At 68.1% G+C, this 21,241-nt stretch carries 17 protein-coding genes and 4 pseudogenes; 13 read left to right on the plus strand and 8 right to left on the minus strand.

Going from position 1 to position 21,241, the window contains the following annotated elements; translation table 11 throughout:
* Positions 1-3: 3 nt before the first annotated feature.
* The 7 genes and pseudogenes from H8R17_RS19525 to H8R17_RS46975 all read left to right on the plus strand — a co-directional run.
* Positions 4-1,320, plus strand: coding sequence for an O-antigen ligase family protein (locus H8R17_RS19525; protein WP_187824488.1), 1,317 nt, complete (start codon positions 4-6; stop codon positions 1,318-1,320).
* A complete protein-coding gene (gene gmd / locus H8R17_RS19530) occupies positions 1,263-2,276 on the plus strand; it encodes a GDP-mannose 4,6-dehydratase (RefSeq protein ID WP_187824489.1) in 1,014 nt (337 codons plus the stop codon). Before H8R17_RS19525 ends, gmd begins: the two co-directional genes overlap by 58 nt.
* Before the next feature lie 3 nt (positions 2,277-2,279).
* Positions 2,280-3,173, plus strand: coding sequence for an FkbM family methyltransferase (locus H8R17_RS19535; RefSeq protein ID WP_187824490.1), 894 nt, complete (start codon positions 2,280-2,282; stop codon positions 3,171-3,173).
* On the plus strand, positions 3,170-4,648 hold the full coding sequence (locus tag H8R17_RS19540) for an oligosaccharide flippase family protein (protein WP_187824491.1): 1,479 nt from the start codon (positions 3,170-3,172) through the stop codon (positions 4,646-4,648). The genes H8R17_RS19535 and H8R17_RS19540 overlap by 4 nt, the downstream gene beginning before the upstream one ends.
* Positions 4,649-4,887: 239 nt before the next feature.
* Positions 4,888-5,559 carry a methyltransferase domain-containing protein gene (locus H8R17_RS19545; protein ID WP_316959454.1) on the plus strand — a complete coding sequence of 224 codons (672 nt, stop codon included), beginning with the start codon at positions 4,888-4,890 and terminating at the stop codon, positions 5,557-5,559.
* Between the two features lie 82 nt (positions 5,560-5,641).
* On the plus strand, positions 5,642-6,799 hold the full coding sequence (locus H8R17_RS19550; protein ID WP_187824492.1) for a glycosyltransferase family 4 protein: 1,158 nt from the start codon (positions 5,642-5,644) through the stop codon (positions 6,797-6,799).
* 376 nt (positions 6,800-7,175) lie between these two features.
* Positions 7,176-7,335 (plus strand): annotated as a pseudogene (locus H8R17_RS46975) (IS5/IS1182 family transposase); the annotation flags it as partial.
* Between the two features lie 19 nt (positions 7,336-7,354).
* Here H8R17_RS46975 and H8R17_RS45740 read toward each other — a convergent pair.
* Positions 7,355-7,483, minus strand: a pseudogene (locus H8R17_RS45740) (helix-turn-helix domain-containing protein); the annotation flags it as partial.
* A gap of 950 nt (positions 7,484-8,433) precedes the next feature.
* On the opposite strand from H8R17_RS45740, the gene H8R17_RS19560 reads away from it, so the two are divergent.
* Positions 8,434-9,294 (plus strand): class I SAM-dependent methyltransferase, encoded by an 861-nt coding sequence (locus H8R17_RS19560; RefSeq protein WP_316959455.1) that lies wholly within the window; start codon positions 8,434-8,436, stop codon positions 9,292-9,294.
* 178 nt (positions 9,295-9,472) lie between these two features.
* Positions 9,473-10,306, plus strand: a complete 834-nt coding sequence (locus tag H8R17_RS19565; RefSeq protein ID WP_187824493.1) for a glycosyltransferase — start codon at positions 9,473-9,475, stop codon at positions 10,304-10,306.
* Positions 10,307-10,324: 18 nt separating this feature from the next.
* Here the strand turns inward: H8R17_RS19565 and H8R17_RS48710 are convergent, their stop codons facing one another.
* The 6 genes and pseudogenes from H8R17_RS48710 to H8R17_RS19590 all read right to left on the minus strand — a co-directional run bounded on the left by H8R17_RS48710 (position 10,325) and on the right by H8R17_RS19590 (position 14,967).
* On the minus strand, positions 10,325-11,470 hold the full coding sequence (locus H8R17_RS48710) for a glycosyltransferase family 4 protein (RefSeq protein WP_187824494.1): 1,146 nt from the start codon (positions 11,468-11,470) through the stop codon (positions 10,325-10,327).
* 12 nt (positions 11,471-11,482) lie between these two features.
* The gene (locus H8R17_RS46990) at positions 11,483-11,770 is read right to left on the minus strand and encodes a hypothetical protein (RefSeq protein ID WP_262505354.1); all 288 of its coding nucleotides are present in this window, start codon (positions 11,768-11,770) and stop codon (positions 11,483-11,485) included.
* Between the two features lie 142 nt (positions 11,771-11,912).
* Positions 11,913-12,041 (minus strand): annotated as a pseudogene (locus H8R17_RS49290) (hypothetical protein); the annotation flags it as partial.
* A 61-nt stretch (positions 12,042-12,102) separates the two neighbouring features.
* Positions 12,103-12,753: a methyltransferase domain-containing protein gene (locus tag H8R17_RS19580; RefSeq protein ID WP_223125233.1), complete on the minus strand. Its 651-nt coding sequence runs from the start codon at positions 12,751-12,753 to the stop codon at positions 12,103-12,105.
* 283 nt (positions 12,754-13,036) lie between these two features.
* Positions 13,037-13,897 carry a WecB/TagA/CpsF family glycosyltransferase gene (locus tag H8R17_RS19585; protein WP_316959456.1) on the minus strand — a complete coding sequence of 287 codons (861 nt, stop codon included), beginning with the start codon at positions 13,895-13,897 and terminating at the stop codon, positions 13,037-13,039.
* A gap of 71 nt (positions 13,898-13,968) precedes the next feature.
* Entirely contained in the window at positions 13,969-14,967 is a 999-nt protein-coding gene (locus tag H8R17_RS19590; protein ID WP_187824496.1) for a UDP-glucuronic acid decarboxylase family protein, read from the minus strand.
* A gap of 185 nt (positions 14,968-15,152) precedes the next feature.
* Between H8R17_RS19590 and H8R17_RS19595 the strand changes: the two genes are divergently transcribed.
* The 4 genes from H8R17_RS19595 (at position 15,153) to H8R17_RS19610 (ending at position 20,912) form a co-directional block, all read left to right on the plus strand.
* Complete coding sequence (locus tag H8R17_RS19595) at positions 15,153-15,809, plus strand: sugar transferase (RefSeq protein ID WP_187824497.1); 657 nt, start codon at positions 15,153-15,155, stop codon at positions 15,807-15,809.
* A 144-nt stretch (positions 15,810-15,953) separates the two neighbouring features.
* Positions 15,954-17,840 carry a DUF4012 domain-containing protein gene (locus tag H8R17_RS19600; protein WP_316959457.1) on the plus strand — a complete coding sequence of 629 codons (1,887 nt, stop codon included), beginning with the start codon at positions 15,954-15,956 and terminating at the stop codon, positions 17,838-17,840.
* Positions 17,841-18,415: 575 nt separating this feature from the next.
* Positions 18,416-19,933, plus strand: coding sequence for a polysaccharide biosynthesis tyrosine autokinase (locus H8R17_RS19605; protein ID WP_187824498.1), 1,518 nt, complete (start codon positions 18,416-18,418; stop codon positions 19,931-19,933).
* Positions 19,934-20,177: 244 nt separating this feature from the next.
* Entirely contained in the window at positions 20,178-20,912 is a 735-nt protein-coding gene (locus tag H8R17_RS19610; protein ID WP_316959458.1) for a glutaminyl-peptide cyclotransferase, read from the plus strand.
* Positions 20,913-21,040: 128 nt separating this feature from the next.
* Here H8R17_RS19610 and H8R17_RS45745 read toward each other — a convergent pair.
* A pseudogene (locus tag H8R17_RS45745) lies at positions 21,041-21,241 on the minus strand (hypothetical protein); the annotation flags it as partial.

Genomic DNA, 21,241 nt, shown 5'->3' on the forward strand with positions numbered 1-21,241 from the left:
CCCTTGCTATTCGATCCGACGACACTGCTGCTCGGCTGCGCCGCGCTCATCGTCTGCGCGGCGCTCGTCGCGAGCTTCGTCCGCTGGCCCGTCTGGGGAATCGGCCTGTATATCGCCGTCCAGCTCTGGCAGTCGCAGCGGGACATGCCTCAGCCCGTCCGGGGCGCGGGTGTGAATCTGTTGCCCACCGATGTGCTGACCGTCTGTCTGCTGTTCGCTGCGCTCATCATGCTCGGGGGGAATTGGGGGCGCCGGACCCTGGCCCTGCTGCTGGCCCTGCTGGTCCTGACCACCCATGCGCTGATCCGCGGGTTCGGACTCTTCGGCATCCAGACGGCAAGCAACGAAGCCCGTACCAGTTTCATCCAGCTCTTCTGCGTTGCCCTCTACGTCGCCGTCCTGCCGGCTGGTCGGAAACTGCTGCTCGCGGTCACCCGCATCTGGATGTGGGCCGCCTGTGCTCTGTGCTGCCTTGCCCTGCTGTGGTGGTTGCAGGTGGGCATCGGCTCCAACTCCGACTCGCTCACGGTCGACGGAGTACTCACCAACGCCCGTCCGCTGGGTGCTGACAGAGCCCTGATCATCGGTCAGGCAGCCGTGATCCTGCTGTGTGGGCGCAACATCGTCTGGGGCAGAGCCCTGGCCGGGACGCTGCTGGTGGTCGTCATCCTGGCCCAGCACCGCACCGTCTGGCTGGCCGTGGGCGTCATGATCACGGGCTGGTTGCTGTCTCGCCACCGGCAGACTGGATCCCGTGCTGCAGCTCTGGGCGTTCTGGGCTCCCTCAGCACGCTCTACTTGCTGGCCGTTTCCTGGGGAACCGCCGACGAGGTCACCTCAAGTCTCGCCGCCTCCAGTGAAGATGATCGGACGCTGGTATGGCGGATGGAGGGCTGGCACGCTCTGCTGCCGCAGCTCGACGAGGTGCCGGACTGGCTACTGGGTCTGCCCTTCGGTTCCGGGTACGACCGCGTGATCAACGGAGCCTTCATCACCGTTTCACCCCACAACTACTATCTGGAGGTCTTGCTGCGCCTCGGCCTCCTCGGCGTAGTGGTACTCCTCCTGGTGTATGCCACGGCATGGCGCGCGGCGGGAGCTGACAGCGAACACAGACTGCTGCTCCGGCTGCTCATCTGCAGCCAGTTGGTCTACATGATCACCTACTCCCTGCCCCCCGAGCAGGCCGTGATCCTCGGCCTGCTGACGGCCTGCGCACAGCCGCGCAGCGCACGTCGTCCCCCCACCCTTCAGGAGTCGCCGTGTCCGACAAAACCGCGCTCATCACCGGCATCACCGGCCAGGACGGCTCGTATCTAGCCGAGTTCCTGCTCTCCAAGGGCTATCTGGTGCACGGCCTCATCCGCCGCTCCTCGACCTTCACCACCCAGCGGATCGAACACCTTTACCAGGACCCGCACGAGCCCGACACCCGGCTCCGGCTGCACTACGGAGATCTGGCCGACGGCTCCCGCATCGCCGCCGTGCTGGAGGGCATCCAGCCCGACGAGGTCTACCACCTGGCCGCCCAGTCGCACGTCCGGGTCTCCTTCGACGAACCCGAGTTCACCGGGACCACCACGGGTCTGGGCACCACCCGTCTCCTCGAAGCCATCCGGATGACGGGGCTGCCGTGCCGTTTCTACCAGGCCTCCAGTTCCGAGATGTTCGGAACGACCGCACCCCCGCAGTCGGAGATGTCGCCGTTCCACCCGCGCTCCCCGTATGCGGCCGCCAAGGTGTACGCGTACTGGATCACCCGCAACTACCGTGAAGCCTACGGTGTCCACGCCGTCAACGGGATCCTCTTCAACCATGAGTCCCCCCGCCGCGGCGAGACGTTCGTGACCCGCAAGATTGCCCGCGCCGCTGCCCGCATCGCCCGCGGCGAACAGGCCGTCCTCCACCTCGGCAACCTGGAGGCCCGCCGCGACTGGGGCTACGCGCCCGAGTACGTCGACGCGATGTGGCGCATGCTCCAGCAGGACGAGCCCGGCGACTACGTGGTCGCCACCGGCACCAGCTACAGCGTCCGCGACTTCCTGCGCCTCTGCTTCGAGCACGCGGGCCTCGACTGGGAGAGACACATCCGCTTCGACGAGCGCTATCTGCGCCCTTCCGAGGTCCCCGACCTGGTCGGGGACGCCTCGAAGGCCGAACGCGAACTGGGTTGGCGGGCCACCGTGCACGCTCCGGAACTCGCCCGGATTATGGTCGACGCCGAACTGGCCGCGGTCCCCATTCCGGCCCGCGAGCGTTCCTTGACGGGAGCCTGAGCGATGACCACCACCGCCGTCCCGCAGCTGAGCCATGTCAAGCCCGTGCTGCGCGGTGCCCGTGACCTGCTGATGCGATCGCGGACCTTTCAGCGGGCAGTACGGGCCGGAACCGTACGTGGCCATGTGCCGCTCACCGTCTGGCAGCATCTGCGCCCCACCGGCGTCTGGCAGCTGCACGCACCCGACGGCAGCACATTCCACTACTACTGCGGCCCGGACGACGTACTCGCCGGGCCGGTGGTCTGGACGGATCTGCGGCTGTGGGAGGAGGCCACCCACCCGCTCTTCTACCGGCTCGCCCGCACCGCGCGCGGTTTCCTGGACGCCGGAGCCTACGCCGGCCTGTACACCCTGCTGGCCTGCCAGGCCAACCCGCGGCTGCACGCCATCTCGGTCGAGCCCAACCCGGTCGCGGCCCGGATGCTGCGCCGCAATCTCGACGTCAACGGCTTCGGGAACCGGGTGCAGGTCGTCGGCAAAGCGCTGTCGGATGCTCCGGGTCAGGCCCGTCTCACCGTGCAGGAGCGCATCACCACAGCCACCCTGCGCGGCGACGCGGCAAACCCGGGGCGCCACAGCGTGGACGTGGAAGTGTCCACGGCAGACATGGCAGTCGGCGACCGGCCCATCGACCTGGTGAAGATCGATGTCGAGGGACTGGAGCCGGAAGTTCTGCGCGGCATGGCCAAGACGCTCGCCGCCCACCGGCCCATCGTGATCGCCGAGTGTCTCGACCGGCCCGCGTTGGACCGGCTGCGCGCCACCGCCGCCGAACTCGGCTACCACCACGTCCACCATCTTGCTCCGCAGGGCCCGGTCCCCGTATCGCCCGGGTTCGCGCCTCCCCGACGCCACCAGAACTTCCTCCTCAGCACCGGACCCTTTCCGACATGACCAGCGCCCCGGAGTCCGCACGCCGCATCACCTCAGTGCTGAGCTGGAACTACGGCGGAGCCGCCCTATCCGTCTTACTGCAGCTCGGCTACACGGCTTGGACCGCGCGTGCTGCGCCGCACACCGCCTTCGGCAGCTATGCGATCGCCCTTACGCTGGCACAGCTACCCGGCCTGTTCGCCACGGCGGGCCTGGCGACCTGCGTCCTGCGTGCCGAACAGCTCACCCGCGGCCTCCTCCGCTCGGCCCTCCGGCTTTCGCTGTTGACCGGTGTCGCCTGCTGGGCGGTCATCGAGGTTGCGGCCCCTTGGTGCGCGGCGATGTGGCGGATGCCTGAAGTAACGTCACTGCTCCGGCTGTTGGGCTGCCAGTATTTGGCGGCGCCTGCGGGCTGTGTGCTGGTGTCCGCGCTGCGCCGGGTCGGCCGGCCGGGGCGCGCGGCGGTTGCCGAATTCACCGGGCAAGCGGTCGGCTGCACGGCCGCGGCCGTCATGCTCGGTCGCACCGGCTCCCCGGCCGCCCTGGCCCTGGCCATTCCGGTCGCGGCGTTCATCACCCTCGCCCTCGCCGCGTGCGGATCGGCGAAACTTGGTCTACCACACGACCCAGTGCCCCTGGCCGGTTCCCTACTGAGACTGTCCGGGTTCCTCACCTGTTTCGCGCTTCTGCGCACCGTCGCGGGCAGTGGTCCGCTGTGGATGGCGGGCCGACTGCTCGGGCCCGGCACGGCCGGGCTCTGGTCCCGCGCCCAGCTACTGTCCGACGTACCGCTGAACGTGCTGGTCAAGGGGCTCAACTACGCGGCCGTACCTCTGCTCGCGGAGCGCAGGGGCCATGGCCTGCCGCTGGCCCGGCCCACACAGCATCTGCTGTACGCCGCCTCCGCGGGCTTCGTCGCCTTCGGTGCCCTGGCCGGGGCTGGGCCCGCCGCGCTCGCTGTGCTCCTGGGCCCCGGTTGGGAAGGTGCGGCCGCACTGGTGCCTGCGTTCGCCGCGACCGGCGCGCTGCAACTCCTGTACGCGGCGGGGTGTTCACTGGACCTGGCCCGCGGGTCCCGTCGCGATCTCGTCCGGGCCCAGCTCGTCTTGCTTGCCGTCACGGGAGCGGGACTCGCCGCTGCCGCCCGGTGGCCCGATCCGCTGGTGTTCGTCGCGGCCGGAGCGGCCGGGCTGGCCGTCGGCCACGCCGTACAGCTGGTCCGCTGGCACCGGATGGGTGCGGCCAGTGCCCGTGCCGTGGTCCACGCCCACCTCACACATCTGGCGGCCGGGGGCTGTCTGGCCGCAGCTGGCGGCTGGGGCAACACTGTCCTGGGGGGGCTGCCCGGTGCGGCGCTTGCCATGGCTCCGGTTCTGTTGGGGTGTGTGCTGCTGCGCGGCCGACTGCCTGCCTACCGGGCCGCCGCCGAGATCGGACTGCTGCGTCGCCCCGGCCGAGCGAAGCGGCCTATGACTGCGCCGGTGTCCCGGCCCTGAAGGGGTCTCCATGCAGTCGGCCTCGCCCGCATCCCGGAGTGGCCTGCGTCCGGTCGGTCCCAAAACCCACTGAGGAATCACGACCTACCCGGATGGACGATTTTGGCAGGGCGCTGCGTGGCAGAGCTGAGGAATTATGTACGGCATCGTTAGGATGGCGTGCAAGCTTCTTACTGCTCAGCTCATCCCGGTCCCAAGAAAACGACAATCGTGGAACGAGCAATTCGTTGGTAAAATTGGTGAAATCCGGTCTGATGCTGGATCCGAGGACGATTTTTCAGCTCAAATACGAAGCCGCCCGCACTTTGGCGCGGCTGCGCCCCGGGCCGAAGCTGTCGGCGGAGACGACTCACCGCGTGCACCTTGGATGCGGCACGCGGCGGGTCGAAGGGTGGCTCAACTGCGACATCTCCCGATCGGATTTTAATCTCGATCTGCTGGCACGTCGGCTTCCGCTGCCCGACAACTGCGCCGAGGTCATCATCTCGCAGCACGTCATCGAACACCTCGAACTGCACGAGCAACTCATTCCACTTTTCCGTGAGATGCGCCGCATCCTGAGGCCCGACGGCAAGGTGTGGCTGTCGTGCCCTGACCTGGAAAAGGTCTGTGCCGCATATGTGCAGGACAAGGCGATGGAACTTTGGAAGGATCGTCGTGAGCGGTTTCCTAATTTCACGCTGAATGGGGCACCCGTCCAGCACCTCATCAACGACTTCTTTCACCAGAGGGGTCAGCATCGAAATCTGTTCGACCTTGAACTCCTCACATGGGCCCTGGGGCAGGCCGGGTTCCGGTCTGTACGCCGAGTCCGCGAGGCTGATCTGCTCGCTGCATACCCCGAATTCCCCGAGCGAAAGGACGACATCCAATCGCTGTATGTGATGGCGAGCCCGGGTAGTTCCGCATAGTCGAATTACTTCGCTCGGTCCCGCCGGGGACGTGCGGCTGCGCACCGCTGCCCTGCCGTGAAGGAGTCTTGGAGGAATTCCCATGCACATCGGCCTCACCGGCCCGGTGGACCTCAGTCCTCTGCGCCCCGCCCTGGACTGCGAGGCTCCCCCCATCCCCAGCGGACCCTCCACCGGCTGGCTGGCCCGCACTTGGCTCGACCAGGGCCACCGGGTCACCGTGTTCGCAATGAGTGACGTAGTGACGTCCCGCGCGATGCTCGGTTCGGGGCGCCTGCGACTCGTCGTCACACCGATGCGCCCCTCCCACCGGGCACGTGATCTTTTCAGGTACGAGCGACGGCAGTTGGCAGCCGCACTGCGCGAACACCCCACCGATGTGGTCAGCGCCCACTGGACGTACGAATACGCGCTCGCTGCCATCGCCAGCGGCCGCCCCGCCTTCGTCACCGCCAGGGACACCCCTCTGCGCTACGCCTGGGAGATGCGCACCGCCTACCGCTGGGTGCGCCACACTCAGGCCCTGCCCGCCGTGCACCGTGCCACCGCGCTCAGCGCCAACAGTCCCTATACCGCACAGCACTTGAGGCGGTGTCTGGGGGCGCGCCGGCCGATCGAGGTGATCCCCAACGGTGTACGGACCGACGCCCTGCCCGTCTCCTCTGCGCCTCCGCCCGGTGACACCCCCGTGTTCGCCGCAGCTCTCCAGGGCTGGGGGCCGATGAAGAACACCAAGGCGCTGCTACGGGCCTTCGCCCTGGTACGCACGCAGATCCGGCGCGCCCGGCTACTGCTTCTGGGCTCGGACCACGGTTCCGGCGGCCCGGCGCAGGCTTGGGCGGCGGACCGGGAACTCACCGCAGGAGTCGAGTTCGCCGGACAACTGCCGCACGCCGCTATGCTGCAGCGCCTAGCCGCCGAGGCGCATATGCTCGTCCACCCGTCTCGACTCGAGTCCTTCTCCATGATCTGTGCGGAGGCCATGGGCATGGGCCTGCCGGTCGTGGCCGGCCGGCGCAGCGGCGCGGTGCCCTGGGTGGTCGCGGACGCGGGCCTGCTTGTCGACATTGACCGACCCAGCCAGATCGCGGAGGCGATGATTGCGCTGGCCCGGGACGACGAGCGACGGATGGCTCTCGGCGCAGCGGGGAGAGACCGGGTCCGTGAGCAGTTCTCGCTGAACGAGATCGCTCGCGCCTATACCGACTGGTTCAGAACAGCCGAAAGGCGTGCGTCCTGACTGCGTCACGCCCGTCCCGACGTGCGAGACCGGTCGCATCTGTCGACGAGGCACGTCACGTGTTGCCCCGTGCCCGTGCGGCGCACCAGATCGCACTGGAAGCGGCGGGAAACCCCCTCGGCCGCGGCCAGCAGACAGGGAACCGCACAGTCGGCCTTGCGGGTCAGCGACGCCTTGGCCCACCGCGAGGCTCCGCCGTGCACTACGACGCGCAAAGCTCGCTTCCATGAATTGGAGCAGGAGAGAGTCACAATGACTGAGTGACCATCCTCCACCGAGCCCGTACGGTTGCCCAGCCCTTCGGCATCGACGTGAGACGGTTCCCCGAGTGCCGTGTCGAGCACCGCCTGGTGTCAGGGCATCCCGGTGCTCGCCGGCCACGCCAGGCGCCGGTCCGCGGGTGACAACACCGGTCAGGCGCCGGCCAGGCGGCGACTTGTCGCCGACCCAGCGCACGGCCAACGGCGCGCTCTCCGCGGCACGGACAACCGGTGGAGCGGGGCGTGGCTCGTCCGCAGTCCTGGCGGGTCCACCGCTGAGCCCTTCGCCGCCCGCTCGTGGCTGCCGGTCACTGGCCAGCGCCCGCTTGACCGTGTTCTTCGAGATGCCCAGATGCCGCGCGATCGCCCTGATCGGCATCTGCTCCGCCCGGTGCAGGCGGCGGATTTCAGCCCAGTCCTCCACACGGCACCTGCGCGGCCAAGGGGCGTCACCGAGCGGGCCTTCACCGAGGCCGAAGCGGCCCGCCTGCGCTCCGCCGGCTGCTTGACCGTCTATCTGGACAGCGACTCCAGCGCCGCACCACGCCGATTCTGCTCGTCCAGCCGTGCCTCGCGCGCCCCGCATCGCCGAACACTGCCGCCCCACGTTGGCACCGCGGGCGATAGCCAACGGACCTCGTTACGCGTGACACCCCACGAGCAGCCACGGTCAGTCCTTGGCCGCGACATTGGGCCAAACGGACCATTCTCGGATCAGTGACGCGCTCACGCCCCGACGCAAGTGCAGAAAGAAGGACATTCTGCATTCAGCAGTCCTAAGTCGCATAGCACCTTAGATTGCCGACGGATCCGCCTCAGATGACACACAGGACGAACGGACACCCATGCACACCATGGTCGTAATCGCGCGTGGAACCGGTCAGCGCATCGGCCGCACAATCCCGAAGCAGCCGCTCAAGATCGCCGCCAGGACCACAGACAACCTTGGCCCAGGCATGACGAGATCGTCCACTTCGCGGACGAGTCCATGTGGCCCGGTCCGTCACCGGCGTCGTCACGTTCGTACGGGACACCCTCAGGGAGCTCGATGACGCGGGTCGGCCCACCCTGGGCGGGGGATGTCGCGGACCGGAAGCACCGTACTGGGACGGCACGTCAGGGCACAGGGTGGGCAGGACGTCTTCCACGCGACCAACGGCGGACAGCCGACCGGGTGCGGGCTGACGTCGGCCTCGCACCCCGTAGGGACAGGCGCACCGCCCTGGCCACCGTGCTCCCCGGCATCATCGCCGCGCGATCTGCGGCGCGATCACCCGAAGGGCCCGGAGGAGGGGACGCCATCATCCGCTCCACGGACTGACACCCTCCCGCCCGCACGCACTCTTCGCAGGAAAGATCAGGAGCCCATCCACCATGAACCGCCATCGCATCATGCAACAGCTCAACAACCGCCTCGTCTCCCACCCCTATGAGCAGCCGCAGGTGACAAGGCATCAGTTCCTGCAGGAGTTGCACGCCCGTCTGTCACCGCGAAACTATCTGGAGATCGGGGTCTGCAACGGACAAAGCCTGAAGCTCTCCCGGGTCCCCAGCATCGCCATCGACCCCTCGCCGGTGATCCGTTCGCCCCTGCACTGCGATCTTCACCTGGTGAAGAACACCAGCGACGCGTTCTTCGGCGGACCGGATCCCCTTGGACATCTACGGAGTGCCCGGAACCCGTTGAAGAATCTGCGCCGTGGCCGCCCCCTCCTCGGCCGTTACACCGACGGCCCCACACTCGACCTGGCGTTCATCGACGGAATGCATCTGTTTGAGTACGCGCTACGGGACTTTATGAACGTGGAGCGATACTGCTCCTGGTCGAGCGTGGTCGTCTTCGACGACATGCTGCCGCGCAACCCGCAGGAGGCTCGGCGGGACCGGCGCACCAACGCCTGGACCGGCGATGTCTTCAAGATGATCCCGGTGCTGGAGCAGTACCGCTCCGATCTCATCACGGTGCAGGTGAACACCGAGCCCACCGGTTTGCTGCTGGTCCTCGGCCTGGACCCGAAGAACACCGTGCTACGGGAGAATTACCAGTCGATCATCGACGAATATGTGATGCCCGATCCCCAGAAAGTCCCCGAGCGCATCCTCGACCGTATCTGCGCCGTGAACTCGGAGGGCCTCCTGAAAGCCAGCTTCTGGAAAGGGCTGGCCCACCGCCGCAACCGATCCCGTGTCCTCACCCGCGCCCGCCAGGAACTGGAACAGATCCAGGGCCACTGACGGTGTCCCGCCGACTGTGGGGCTTGGCATGGAGACTCAAGGTCACCGACCACATGGTGACAACTATGATCGCCGATCCCGCGAGGACCGGCTCAAGCAAGCCGTCATAGAAACGCACCGCCATGCCGGGTTCGTGGCATTACGTGGTTGCTCACTCTCTTGTACCGATACTGTCCCCATGGACTTTGAGCACGTTCTTCTCACTCGGTTCAACGTGCGGCTCTCGGATGATCAGGAGTCGCCGTGCGAGGAATGGCTGGCAGCCAGGATCCGCATCTTCAGGGACCTGTGTCTGCCGTCCGTTCGCCGTCAGCGACGCCCGCCGCAGCACTGGTTCGTGTTCTGCGACGCCCGGACGCCGCGGCGCTGGCAGAGCGAGATCGAGCGGCTCGCGGCCGGCGGTGCTTTCCGACCGGTGTGGCTGGACGGCGCGTTCGATGCACGAGCCGTGAACGAGGCCGTCGCCGCGGAGGGGCTGGGGCGGCGGAAATACCTGGTCTCCTCTCGCCTTGACTGCGACGACGCGCTGGCGCCCCATTTCACGGAGACCGTGCAACAGCAGTTGGGCAGGACCAGCGGTGCCTATTTCGTCAATCTCGTTCTCGGATATCAAATGTCCGCCGGCCGGTTCTACTTGCGGCCGTACATCGCCAACCCGTTTATCTCCTATGTCGAGCCGCAGTTTCCCGGTCGTCCATGGGCCACCGTTTTCTGCAGGCCCCATCACATGATTACCGATCAGCCCCTGGTGCAGGTCCGGTGCCGCCCCGCGTGGCTCCAGGTGATCCACGGTCGGAACCTGACCAACCGAGTCCGAGGCATCCGTACCGGGGACCGGATGCCCACCCGCTTGTTCGATGTCCCCGAGCACTACCTGACCGGTAGCGACTCGACAGCGGCGCAGGTTGCGGACCAGATCTCCTCAGGCGTCAGGTTCGTCACCGACTCTCTGCGGGATGGCACGACTCGGTCCCGGCTCCGCAACGTGATCAGGCACCGGCTGACTGGCTGACGAGCGATCGTCGAGTTGTCAGCGGGCCATCGCAAGGACTGCCAGCAACCCCTCGGCGAAACGCGCACTCATAGCTTCCCCGGAGTAGTGAACGGCATCCTCCTGGCAGCCTCTGCGTAGCGCTTCCAGGCGGGTGCGCTCGATGAGCAGTGCAGCGGTCGTGTCCGCAAATTTGGATTCATCGCCGGTTACAACACACGCGTTGCGACCGTCCTCCAGATACTCGAATTCCGGACCGTGCGCCGCGTCAGGCGTGGTGATCACAGGGGTGGACAGCGCCAGGGCGTCCACAGCGACGAGACCCACAGCCCCAGGCATGAGCAGTACATCACAGGCAGCGCCCAGCAGGGCCTTGCGCCCTGCATCCTGGACCGGCCCGAGAAATACGACCGATGAACTCGGTCGCGCGGCCGCGTCCTCGACGAGTCGGCGATGTGCCCCGTCGCCGGCCACGAGGAGCCGGAAGCCCGGCAGTCTTCGTGCCGTGAGTTCCGCCGCCGCGAGCAGGAACGGAATCCTCTTGGGGGCGTCCAGCCCACCGATGAAGAAGGCGCTTCGGCCCGTGGTGAGACCATGACGAGCGCGGAAGTCGCGGAGTTGTTGTGGCGTGATCTGCGCGAGAGCTGTCTGCAGTGCGGCGGTGTCAGTGGAGTTGCGCACCACCGTCACCCGCTCGGCGGGCACGCCTGCACGTGTGGCGTATCGAGACCCGCCCTCGGTATAGGCGAAGAACCAGTCCGCGCGGCGGGTGAACGCGTCCTTCACAGCGCGTTCGGCGGCGCTTTGGCGGTGTGTATAGGTACCGCCGTGCCCCCACAGGCAGATTGCCGGGCCGCCGTGCAGCCGGGATCTGACCATCAAGGGGAAAGCCTCCAGATTGCGCAGCGCCTGTTCGAGCACTACCGCGTCGCAGCGCCTGGCCAATGCCCCGAGGTCCCGCCAGAGCAGAGTGCGGCCGCCGACGCGGAAGACACGCTGCGGTAGTGCCAGGGCACCGGGCAACGCCCCGGTGTCATGTCGCTGGGCCAGGGAGCCCGTCGGGCTGCCATGGGCGACGGTCACCTCGACTCCGCGATCCTGTATGCGAGCCGTGAGCCGCTCGAAGAACCTCACCCGGTACTCGGGGAGGTACGGCGGAACGACGAGGACTCGACTGGACGTCACGATAGTTCCTCTCTACGGCTTGCGTCCTGATGCCCTCACTGGTCGATCGAGATCGCGGACCAGTACGTCGAGGTCGAGGCAGGAGTGGTGCAGCGCTGTGCAGGATGGCCAGGTCACGGCGGACACGGTGTCCGCGCCGAGCGACTTCACCTCGGTCAGGTGCTGCCCGTCCACCGTGAACTCCGGGGACGGGCGGATCGTGCCAGCACACCTGAGCGCGGACCGCAGCAGCCGCCAGGCCAAGGGAAGGGGAAAGGGGGACTCCCGCAGGTCGCTGATCTCGGCTTTGTAACGCCACACCGATGAGGATGACCGAGGCACCCTTGAGTGGCTTGCGTACTGCGTTGAGCATTTCGACGGCACGCGAGGCTGCGTAGGACGGCATTCGGTCGTTGATCTCCATGGCCAACTCGACGAATCGGAAGTTGAGTCCAAGGTGCCGCACACGCCAGGAGAAGTACGCCGGACCGATCGGGATGCAGTGTCCACCGACACCGACACCGACACCGGGACCGGGACCGGGACCGGGACCGGGACCGGGACCGGGATGGAAAGGCATGAAGCCGATCATCAGGTCTCCTTGGTGCCGACAGAGAACGTGCTGTCGGCAAGCGGGTTCGGGTCTGTCTGCTTCAGACGTGCACTGACCGGCTTACCGCCACCAGTGACTTCGGCAGCCGAGCGACCCGTTCGGGCCAGATCTCGGAGTTGGGGAAGTACCGGCGCATCCCGGAGAAGTCCAGCAACTCCACCCATGACACGTCGTCGACGGCCGCACCAAGGTCGGGAGAACGGGTATGGCCGAAGGGCCAGCGGAGCGAGACTTCCGCGCGTGCCCGCAGGGGAAGGAACTGGAATCCGGGGAAGAGCCAGTGCGGTTCGACAGGAAAGTATCGGTACGGGGTCTGAATCCAGTGCTGGTCGGACATCGTGTGCACTGTCTGGGCCAGGCGCAGCCGGTTGGCGTGGCCGCCGACATGCTCCAGGAGGGAGTTCGAGTACACGAGGTCGAATCGCTCCTTGACCAGCAGGGCGGGGAGCGCACAGGCGTCACCGACGACGGCCGTGACACCCGGCTCGTCGGCCGACAAGGTCTTCGGATCCAGGTTGACGGTGACAACTTGAGCCGGTCTCACCGGGACGAGTCGCCACGCCTCGGGCACTCCGCCGAGGTCCAGCACGCGCATGTCGCCCAGCGCCGGGAACCGTCGCAGCAGTTCTGCCCAGCGCTTGGTACGGGCCCGGTGAGAGAGGGAGCCCGGCCTGCCGGGATCGCTGACCACGTTCCGGATCGATGTGCGTGCCAAGGCCTTTGCTGATCTCATGCGTGCGCCGGCGGAAGGGGATGCGGCGCCGCACGCCCGCGCCCTGCCTGCCGCATCTGTTGCTTCTGTTGCGCGCGTGGTCACGTCAGGCCTCCTGGGATGGGCGCAATGGCCGTTGCCATTCCTGATGCGGCGATTGGCTGGTCACGTCGGGGTCGGCGACTGTCGTCCGAAGGCCAGCGCCACCGGGGGACAGCGCGGCCGGTCAAACGAGGCGCCTGGTGGGGCTTCCTGCGCCATGTCATCTGGCCTCAGGCACTCGAGCACTCGGACCGGTGGGGTGTCCGGCGTCACAGGGCCCCTTTCCGTGTACAGTGCGTGGGCTCGCGGTACTCCCGCCGACCGTAGCCTGCCAGGTCACCCCCCACAGGAACCGCGCGTTGCCGAACACGTACCGCCGCCACAGGCGGCGCGGCTCGCAGCCGAGACGGAACAGCCACTCCAACCCGTTGTGCTGCATCCAGGTGGGCGCCTGGCGCTTGGTGCCGGCGATGAAGTCGAAGGCCGCACCCACGGCCACGGCGACCACAGGCAGTTCGGCGCACAGGTCGGCGGCCCAGCGGTCCTGTTTGGGGGTACCGAGGCCCACCCAGACGATGTCCGCCCCCGCGGCGCGGATGTCCTCCGCTTGTTGCCGCAGTTCTTGGGCGCTCAACGGGCGAAAAGGCGGGGAGCAGGTGCCGGTGATCCGTGTCCGGGGGTAGCGCCGCCGCAGTTCCCGGTGCAGTGCGTCCAGTACGTCGGGCGTGGAGCCGAGGAGATAGTGCCGCAGGTCGGTGTTCTGGCTCAGGGCGAAGACGTCCAGAAGGAGGTCTGGGCCGTACACGCGTGTGCCCGGGAGGGCGGTACTGCGGTGGAGAAGACGGCTGGCCCAGACAACTGACTGCCCGTCGGGCAAGTTCAGAGAGGCTGAACGGAGGACGCTCTGGAGTTCGGTGTCCCGGTCCGCCAGGGCGAGCGTGTAGGCGTTGCAGAGGTGAACGTCGCTGCCACGCATGGTGGCGAAGGCGTCCGTTCGGCCCCGGCGTGCCTCGCGGTTCAGATGGGCGAGGTGTAGCACGTGTAGGGCCGCGCTGTCGCGGGTGTGAGCGGTGATGGGCACGTCCAGACACTCGACTACGGGGACAGTGGAGACCGTCCGTGCTCTGGCCCTCTGGGTACTCGTTACGGTGGTCATGAGCGGGCTCGGAGGCTCAGGGGTGAGGTGACGGGTCGAATCCTGGGCTCGGTGTAGTCATCGGTGCTCAAGCGGCGACGGAAGTCGGTGATGGTGTCGCACAGGCCCCGTTCCACCGGCGTCTTTGGCTCCCAGTCCAGTAGCTCGCGGGCCAAGGAGATGTCCGGGCGTCGCCGTTCCGGATCGTCCTGGGGGCGGGGGATCAGCGTGATCTCGGAGCTGGCCATGGTCAGTTTGCTGATCCACTGGGCCAGTTCCAGCATGGAGACCTCGTGGGGATTGCCCAGGTTGACCGGGCCGCCGTGGTCGCTCGCAAGCATCCGCAGTAGCCCGTCGACCACGTCGTCGACGTAGCACAGGGATCTGGTCTGGCTGCCGTCGCCGGTGACGGTGATCGGTTCTCGGCGCAGTGCCTGCCCGATGAAGGTGGGGATGGCCCGCCCGTCGTTCACGCGCATCCTCGGGCCGAAGGTGTTGAAGATGCGCACGACCTTGGCATCCACACCGCAGGTTCTGCGGTAGGCCGTGGTCAGTGCCTCACCGAAGCGTTTCGCCTCGTCGTACACCGAGCGAGGGCCGACGGGGTTCACATTGCCCCAGTAGCTCTCGGGCTGAGGGTGGACCAGCGGGTCGCCGTACGACTCGGAGGTGGAGGTCAGTAGAAAGCGCGCGCCCTTCGCGGCGGCCAGGTCCAGGGCGTGCCAGGTGCCGGCCGACCCCACACGAAGCGTCTCCAGGGGCAGTTTCAGGTACTCCTCGGGCGAGGCGGGTGATGCCAGATGGAATACGGCGTCGACCGGGCCGGGCACGTCAAGACCCTGGGTGATGTCCCATCGGTCCAACTGGAAGTGCTGGTCGCCCATGAGGTGTTCGACATTGTCGGGGCTGGATGTCAGGAAGTTGTCCACGCAGATCACTTCGTGGTTCTCGTGGAGCAGCCGCTCGCACAGGTGGGAACCGATGAAGCCGGCTCCGCCCGTCACTACCGCACGCATGCAGGTCCTCTCGGCCGCGCCGCCCCTGGCTTGACGAGGTGGCAAGTTGCAGTGTCATTGCTGAAGCTCAGATCGATGTCGTGTTTCTATCTATTGCTCAGTTATGTACGGCTTGAGGCGCTGAATTTGTGAATATTCATCTTATAAGAGCACGTTTCACCCGTTCTGCGTAGAAGAGGTACGGAATGCCGGTATCCGCTGGAGAGACGGTTCACCACCGGCCGACCCCGTGGCAGTCGCCATGGGGAGGCCGGGCGGCCAAACGCACCATCGACCTGGTGGGGGCCGCTGTCCTGCTCCTGCTGTTGGCGCCGATACTCCTGGTGGTCGCCGTCGCCGTGAAGGTCGACACTCCGGGACCACTGATCTTCCGTCAGCGACGAACGGGCTGGCGGGGCGAGGAGTTCGACGTCCTCAAACTGCGCACGATGCGGGTCGGCTCCGAGCAGTTGCGAAAGGTGATGGCCGCCCGCAACGAGACGGACGGGCACTTGTTCAAGATTCGCGAGGACCCGCGGGTGACCGCGGTCGGGCGCTGGTTGCGCCGCTATTCCCTGGATGAGCTGCCGCAGTTGGTCAATGTGCTGAACGGGCAGATGTCCCTGGTCGGTCCCCGGCCGCTGCCGGTCGAGGACTCGGCCTTCACCGGCGAGGCCCTCCGTCGCCTCCAGGTCAGGCCTGGGCTCACCGGACTGTGGCAGATCAGTGGCCGGTCCGACCTGCCCTGGGAGGACGCCCTGCGTCTGGATCTGGAATACGTCGACACCTGGTCGGTCAGGCGCGACCTATTGATCCTCTTCCGGACCCTGCCTGCCGTTCTGCGCGGTGACGGCGCCTACTGAGCCGGCGCCCGCGCGTCGCACGGAGGGTCGCACATCCACACCCGGCGTCCGGAGGGCCTTGCGCGGGGCGGGCCACGGAACCCACGAACGAGATCAGCCAGGGAGTGACACCAGATGTCCGGGACTCGCCGTGGTGCATCACGTGTGCAGGAACCCCCGCTCAGTGCGGAGCGGGCCAGACGGATTCCGCGCCGGTGGCAGGAGCGGGTCCTGCCCGCCGTCATCGTCCGCCGGCTGCGCGACCGTCGCGTCAGGCTGCCGGTGTACGCCGCCGCTGTGCTGCTCCTGGCCGGTGCCGCCTGGATCGCGGTCACCGGAGTGCTCGCCCGCAATGAGCTGCTGGCCGCCCAGCGGAGTCTGGAGACGCTGCGGCGGCAGCTCCTCGCGCAGCCCGCAGCGGACCCGGCCACCGCGGCCGCCCCGCCAACGACGCGGACCGCAACAGCGCAGGACGCAGTGCGCAGCGCCGCCGACCATGCCACCCGGGCGCATCGGCTCACCACCGGCCCCGCCTGGTTCCCGGCGGCTCATCTGCCCGTTCTCGGCGGCCCCTTCCGTACCGTACGCGGTATCGCGGAGGCCTCCGACCGGCTGACCCACGACGTGCTCTCCCCCGTGGCGCGCACCGTGGCGGAACTCGAATCCACCGGGATGAACGACAGCCGGCACCTGAACCTCTCCGCGCTGCGCCGTGTGACTCCCCTTCTCGAACAGGCCTCGCGCAGCGCGTCGGAGGTGCGCGCCGATGTCGACGACCTCCCGCACGGCACCTGGCTGCCGGCCACCGACCGGGCGCGCACCGAACTCGCCCGGCAGCTCGATCGGATCACCCCCTTCACCCACGATGCCGCCGCCGCGGCCCGGTTGATGCCCTCGATGCTCGGAGCGGACGGACCACGGCGGTACCTGGCGGTGTTCGAGAACACCGCCGAGGCTCGTGGAACGGGCGGGCTGCCCGGAGCCTTCGCGGTGCTCAGGGCGGACCGGGGCCGACTGAGCTTCGAGCACTTCGGGAACGACACCGAACTGAGCGAGGCGTATGCGGACGTCGACCTGGGAGCGGAGTTCGACGGGCTATACGGTCCCAGCGCCCCGACCCGGACCTGGGTGAACTCCAACATGAGCCCGCACTTCCCGTACGCGGCGCGGATCTGGGCCGCGGCGTGGCAGCGGCACAGTGGCCAGCGTGTGGACGGTGCCTTCGGCCTGGACCCCGGTGCGGTCTCCGGGCTGCTCGCCGCCTCCGGCCCTGCCCGGCTGCCCGACGGAAGCGCCGTCACCGCCCGCAACGTCGTGGATCTCAGCGAGCGCGCCAGCTACGCGCTCCACCCGGACTTCAAGCGGCGCAAGGCGTACTTCCTCGATGTGGCGCGCGCGGTGGCCATCCGGCTGCTCGGTGCCTCGACCGACCCCGCGCGCCGAACCGCCCTCTTCTCGGCACTGCACCGGCAGCTGGGAGAGGGACGGATCAAGGTGTGGAGTGGGCACTCGGCGGAGCAGCGCGAGCTCCTGGCGCGGTCGTTCGCCGGAGCGTTGCCCGAAGGATCCGCTCCGCTGGCCGGACTGGTCGTCAACAATGCGGCGGGCACGAAGCTCGACTACTACCTCGACCGCCGGCTCGTGTGGGCACCGGGCCGGTGCGTCGGCGGCCAACGCGAGGTCACCGTGACCGTCCGCCTGACCAACCGGGCTCCGGTGTCGGGACTCCCGCCGTACGTCGTCCAGCGGGTGGACGACCCGCCCTACGACACCCGGCCGGGTGACAACCGTCTGTTGGTGTCGTACTACGCCAGCGCGGAGGCCACCCTGTCCGGCGCCACCCTGGACGGCCGCCCCACTCAAGTCAGCCACGGCGCCGAGCGGGGCCACCCGGTCTTCACCCTCGATGTCGAGCTGCCCGCGCGCAGCACGCGCACCCTCGTACTCCACTTGCTGGAGCGGCCTTGGGAGCGTTCTCCCGTCGTGCTGCATCAGCCGCTGGTGCATCCCCTGCGGGCCACGGTGCTCCCGAACAGTCCGTGCGCCGACTGATTTCCCGCCCCGGCCGCATGGATACTGACGTTATGGCGGATATTTACGCACTCGATTCGTTTCGGAGGGAATTAGCCAATTCAGGTGTTCCGTGTACTCGTCGTGTGCACCGCACCCTGTACCGCTCGGCGCTCGCCGAGTGCCTGCCGAGACAACTGCTGGCCGCGCACGGGAGCTGGTCCATGCCAGCAGCGCCACAACGCACGTCACGCCGGGCAGGCCGATGGCGGACGCGGCCGCCTTCAACCTCGCCGGGTGGGGCAGAGACCCGTCAGAAACCGTCGACACACCGCCGAGTTGGTCGAGAGATCGGATCTGGTACTGGGCGCCGCGACGGAGCACCGCGAGGCGGCCGTACGGCTGTCCCCCGCGCGGGCGTTGTCGCGGGCGTTCACACTGCGCGAATTCGCCCGGTCGCTGCGGGCTGAGCACGCAGGGGGCACGGATCCCACCGACCGACTCACCGCGCTCACCCGGGGAGGTCGCCCGGCGCGGAGTCGACGTTTTCACCTGGCATCACGGATATGGTCACCTAGTAACGAATGCCCCTATTGATACCTACTTGCACACCTGGGATGGATACCTTGGATCTGTCCGACTTCCTTCGATTCCTGGTCAGGCGTTGGCGCATCATCGTGACATTGGGCCTGCTGGGAACAGCGGTCGGCGCGTTCGTCACCACCGCCACCACACCGCAGTACCGGGCCACCTCGACGCTCTTCGTGTCTCTTCAGGACCGGGGCGACACGGTCATGCTCAATCAGGGCAACACCTTCGCCCAGGCTCGCGTCCGCTCCTACGCGGAAGTGGTCACCAGCCCCCACGTGACCGAGCCGGTCGCCGAGACTCTGGGCCTGGATATGACGCCCTCTCAGCTGGCCCGAAAGATCACCACGGAGGTACCCCTCGAAACGGTACTTCTCAAGATCACCGTCACGGACACCCAACCGTCCCGGGCGGCCCGGATCAGCAACGCGATCGCCGACCGCTTCGCCGAGGTCATCGCTGAGGTCGAACGACCGGACGGCGCCCGGCTCTCGCCCGTCCGGCTGAGCATCACCCAGCCCGCCAACAGCCCGAAGGCGCCGACTTCCCCGAACCTGGTGCTCAACCTCGCGCTCGGGCTCGTGGCCGGCCTGACCCTCGGTACCGGCCTGGCGGTCGCGCGGGAGTCGCTGGACACCTCGGTGCGCAGCCGTAACGACCTGACCCGGTGTCTCGCCGACGCCGGCGGACCGGCCGTACTCGGCAGCGTCGTCCTCGACCAGCGTACCTCCCGACATCCGGTGGCGACGGACGACGACGCGTTCGGTCGGCGGGCGGAGGACTTCAGACGGCTGCGCACCAGCCTCCGGTTCGTGGACGTCGACGCTCCGCCCAAGGTCATCGCGGTCAGCAGCGCGGTGCCCAGCGAGGGGAAGACGAGCATCTCGATCAACCTGGCGTCCGCCCTGGCCGAGTTCGGCTCCTCGGTCTGCCTGGTCGACGCGGACCTGCGGCGCCCCAATGTGGCCCATGCGCTCGGCCTGGTAAAGGACGCCGGACTGACCACCGTGATGATCGGCCAGGCGAACGCCGAGGACGTGATGCAGTCGGTGGGCTCCTTCTCGGTGCTGGCCAGCGGGGTGGTGCCGCCGAACCCGGCGGAGATGCTGGGCTCGGCGCAGTTCCGCACCGTGGTGCGCTCGCTCGCCGACCGGTTCGACCACGTGGTGATCGACACCGCGCCGGTACTCCCGGTGGCGGACACACCGGCGATGGCCTCGGCGGTCGACGGCTACCTGCTGGTGGCCCGGTACGCGAAGAGCACCCGGGGCCAGCTCACCGACGCCGTGCGCGCCCTGCAAGACGTCGGCACGACTGTGCTCGGCAGCGTCCTCAACATGGTGCCCGCCAAGCGCGACAGCGAGCAGTACGGCTACGGGTACACGTACCGGCCCAGGATCGCGGGACGCCGAGGCTGGCTGCGGAGCCGGCGCCGGCTCCGCAGCCGCGGCAGGCCGGCGACGATCGGCGTCTTCCCCGCGCCTACCGCACCGACGAGGGGCGACACCGCCCCGGCGGCTGCAAAGGAAGGCGGAGAGCATCACTGAGCGAACGGGGGATGCCGCGGACGCCCGGGGCGGTATGGCCGGCCCGGGCGTCGGCGCCCGGCAGGCGTCGCGCCGTCGGCCCGGCGTTCGCAGGCGCCGGGGGTCCGGCGCGGCGGTTCGCGCCTCCAGCCCGATGGCCCGGTCCGCGCGGATGCGTGCGCTCCCGGCGCTCCCGGCCATCGCGGCCGCGGCCCTGGCGGGCGCAATACTGCTCACCTCGTGTGCGGCTGACAGCCACTCACCGGTGCGAGCACAGGCCGCGGCCGGGTCTGCCGCGGGCCGGGTCGAGCAACTCGAGGTCAGGGTCCTCGACGTCCTGCCCCACGACCCGAAGGCCTACACACAGGGCCTGGAGATGGCCGGGCGAACGCTCTACGAGGGGACGGGCATGGCCGGCGAGTCGTCGATCCGTCTGGGCCCGCCCGGCCGGCCTCCCACCGTCCGCGCCGACCTGCCGGCACCGCTGTTCGGGGAGGGGATCACCGTCCTCGGACCGACGCTGTGGCAGTTGACCTGGCGGAACCACATCGCGATCGAACGGGACGCCGCAACCCTGGCCGAGCTGCGTCGTGTCCCCTACGCGCAGGAGGGCTGGGGGATGTGCCACCAGCCGGGGCGCGGGCGACTGGTCACCAGTGACGGTTCCGCCCGGCTGACCTTCCGGGACCCGCGAACGCTGGCCCCGACCGGTGAACTCGTCGTCACCCTCCACGGCCGTCCGGTGCCGCGGCTCAACGAGCTGGAATGCGTGGGCGACAGTGTGTACGCCAATGTCTGGACCTCCCACCGGATCGTGCGCGTCGACGCGGGCACCGGCGCGGTGACGGCTCAGATCGACGCCTCAGGGCTGTTGACCTCGAAGGAGCAGCAGCACGCCGAGGTGCTGAACGGCATCGCCGCCGTCCCCGGCACCGATGAGTTCCTGCTCACCGGCAAATGGTGGCCGAAGATGTTCCGAGTGGTCTTCGTCGCCAGGTGATCCGGTCTCCGGTCCGGTCGGCAGGGCCGTGCGCACGGGCCGGGGACGGATCAGGGCGGGGGCGCTCAGCAGCAGCGTGCATGTCACCGCGTCAACTCCTGCCATCTAGGGCCTGTTCTGAGTTGAGATCAAGGGAGGGCTGGCAGGCTGCGTAGCCAGAGGATGGATCCGCGCAGGTGAAGCCCGGCGGCATAGCTCTCGGGTGTCTTGTCGTAGCGGGTGGGTGCGCCACGAGGCGCCAGTGCGCCGTGAGGCGCGGTGAATCGAAGGAGGTGCAAGACCTCCTCGCCAGTCTGTCGCAGCAGGCTGGTGGGAGCTGAACGCAGTCC

This window comes from Streptomyces sp. TRM68367, from assembly GCF_014495685.1.
In the GTDB taxonomy this organism is placed as follows: domain Bacteria; phylum Actinomycetota; class Actinomycetes; order Streptomycetales; family Streptomycetaceae; genus Streptomyces.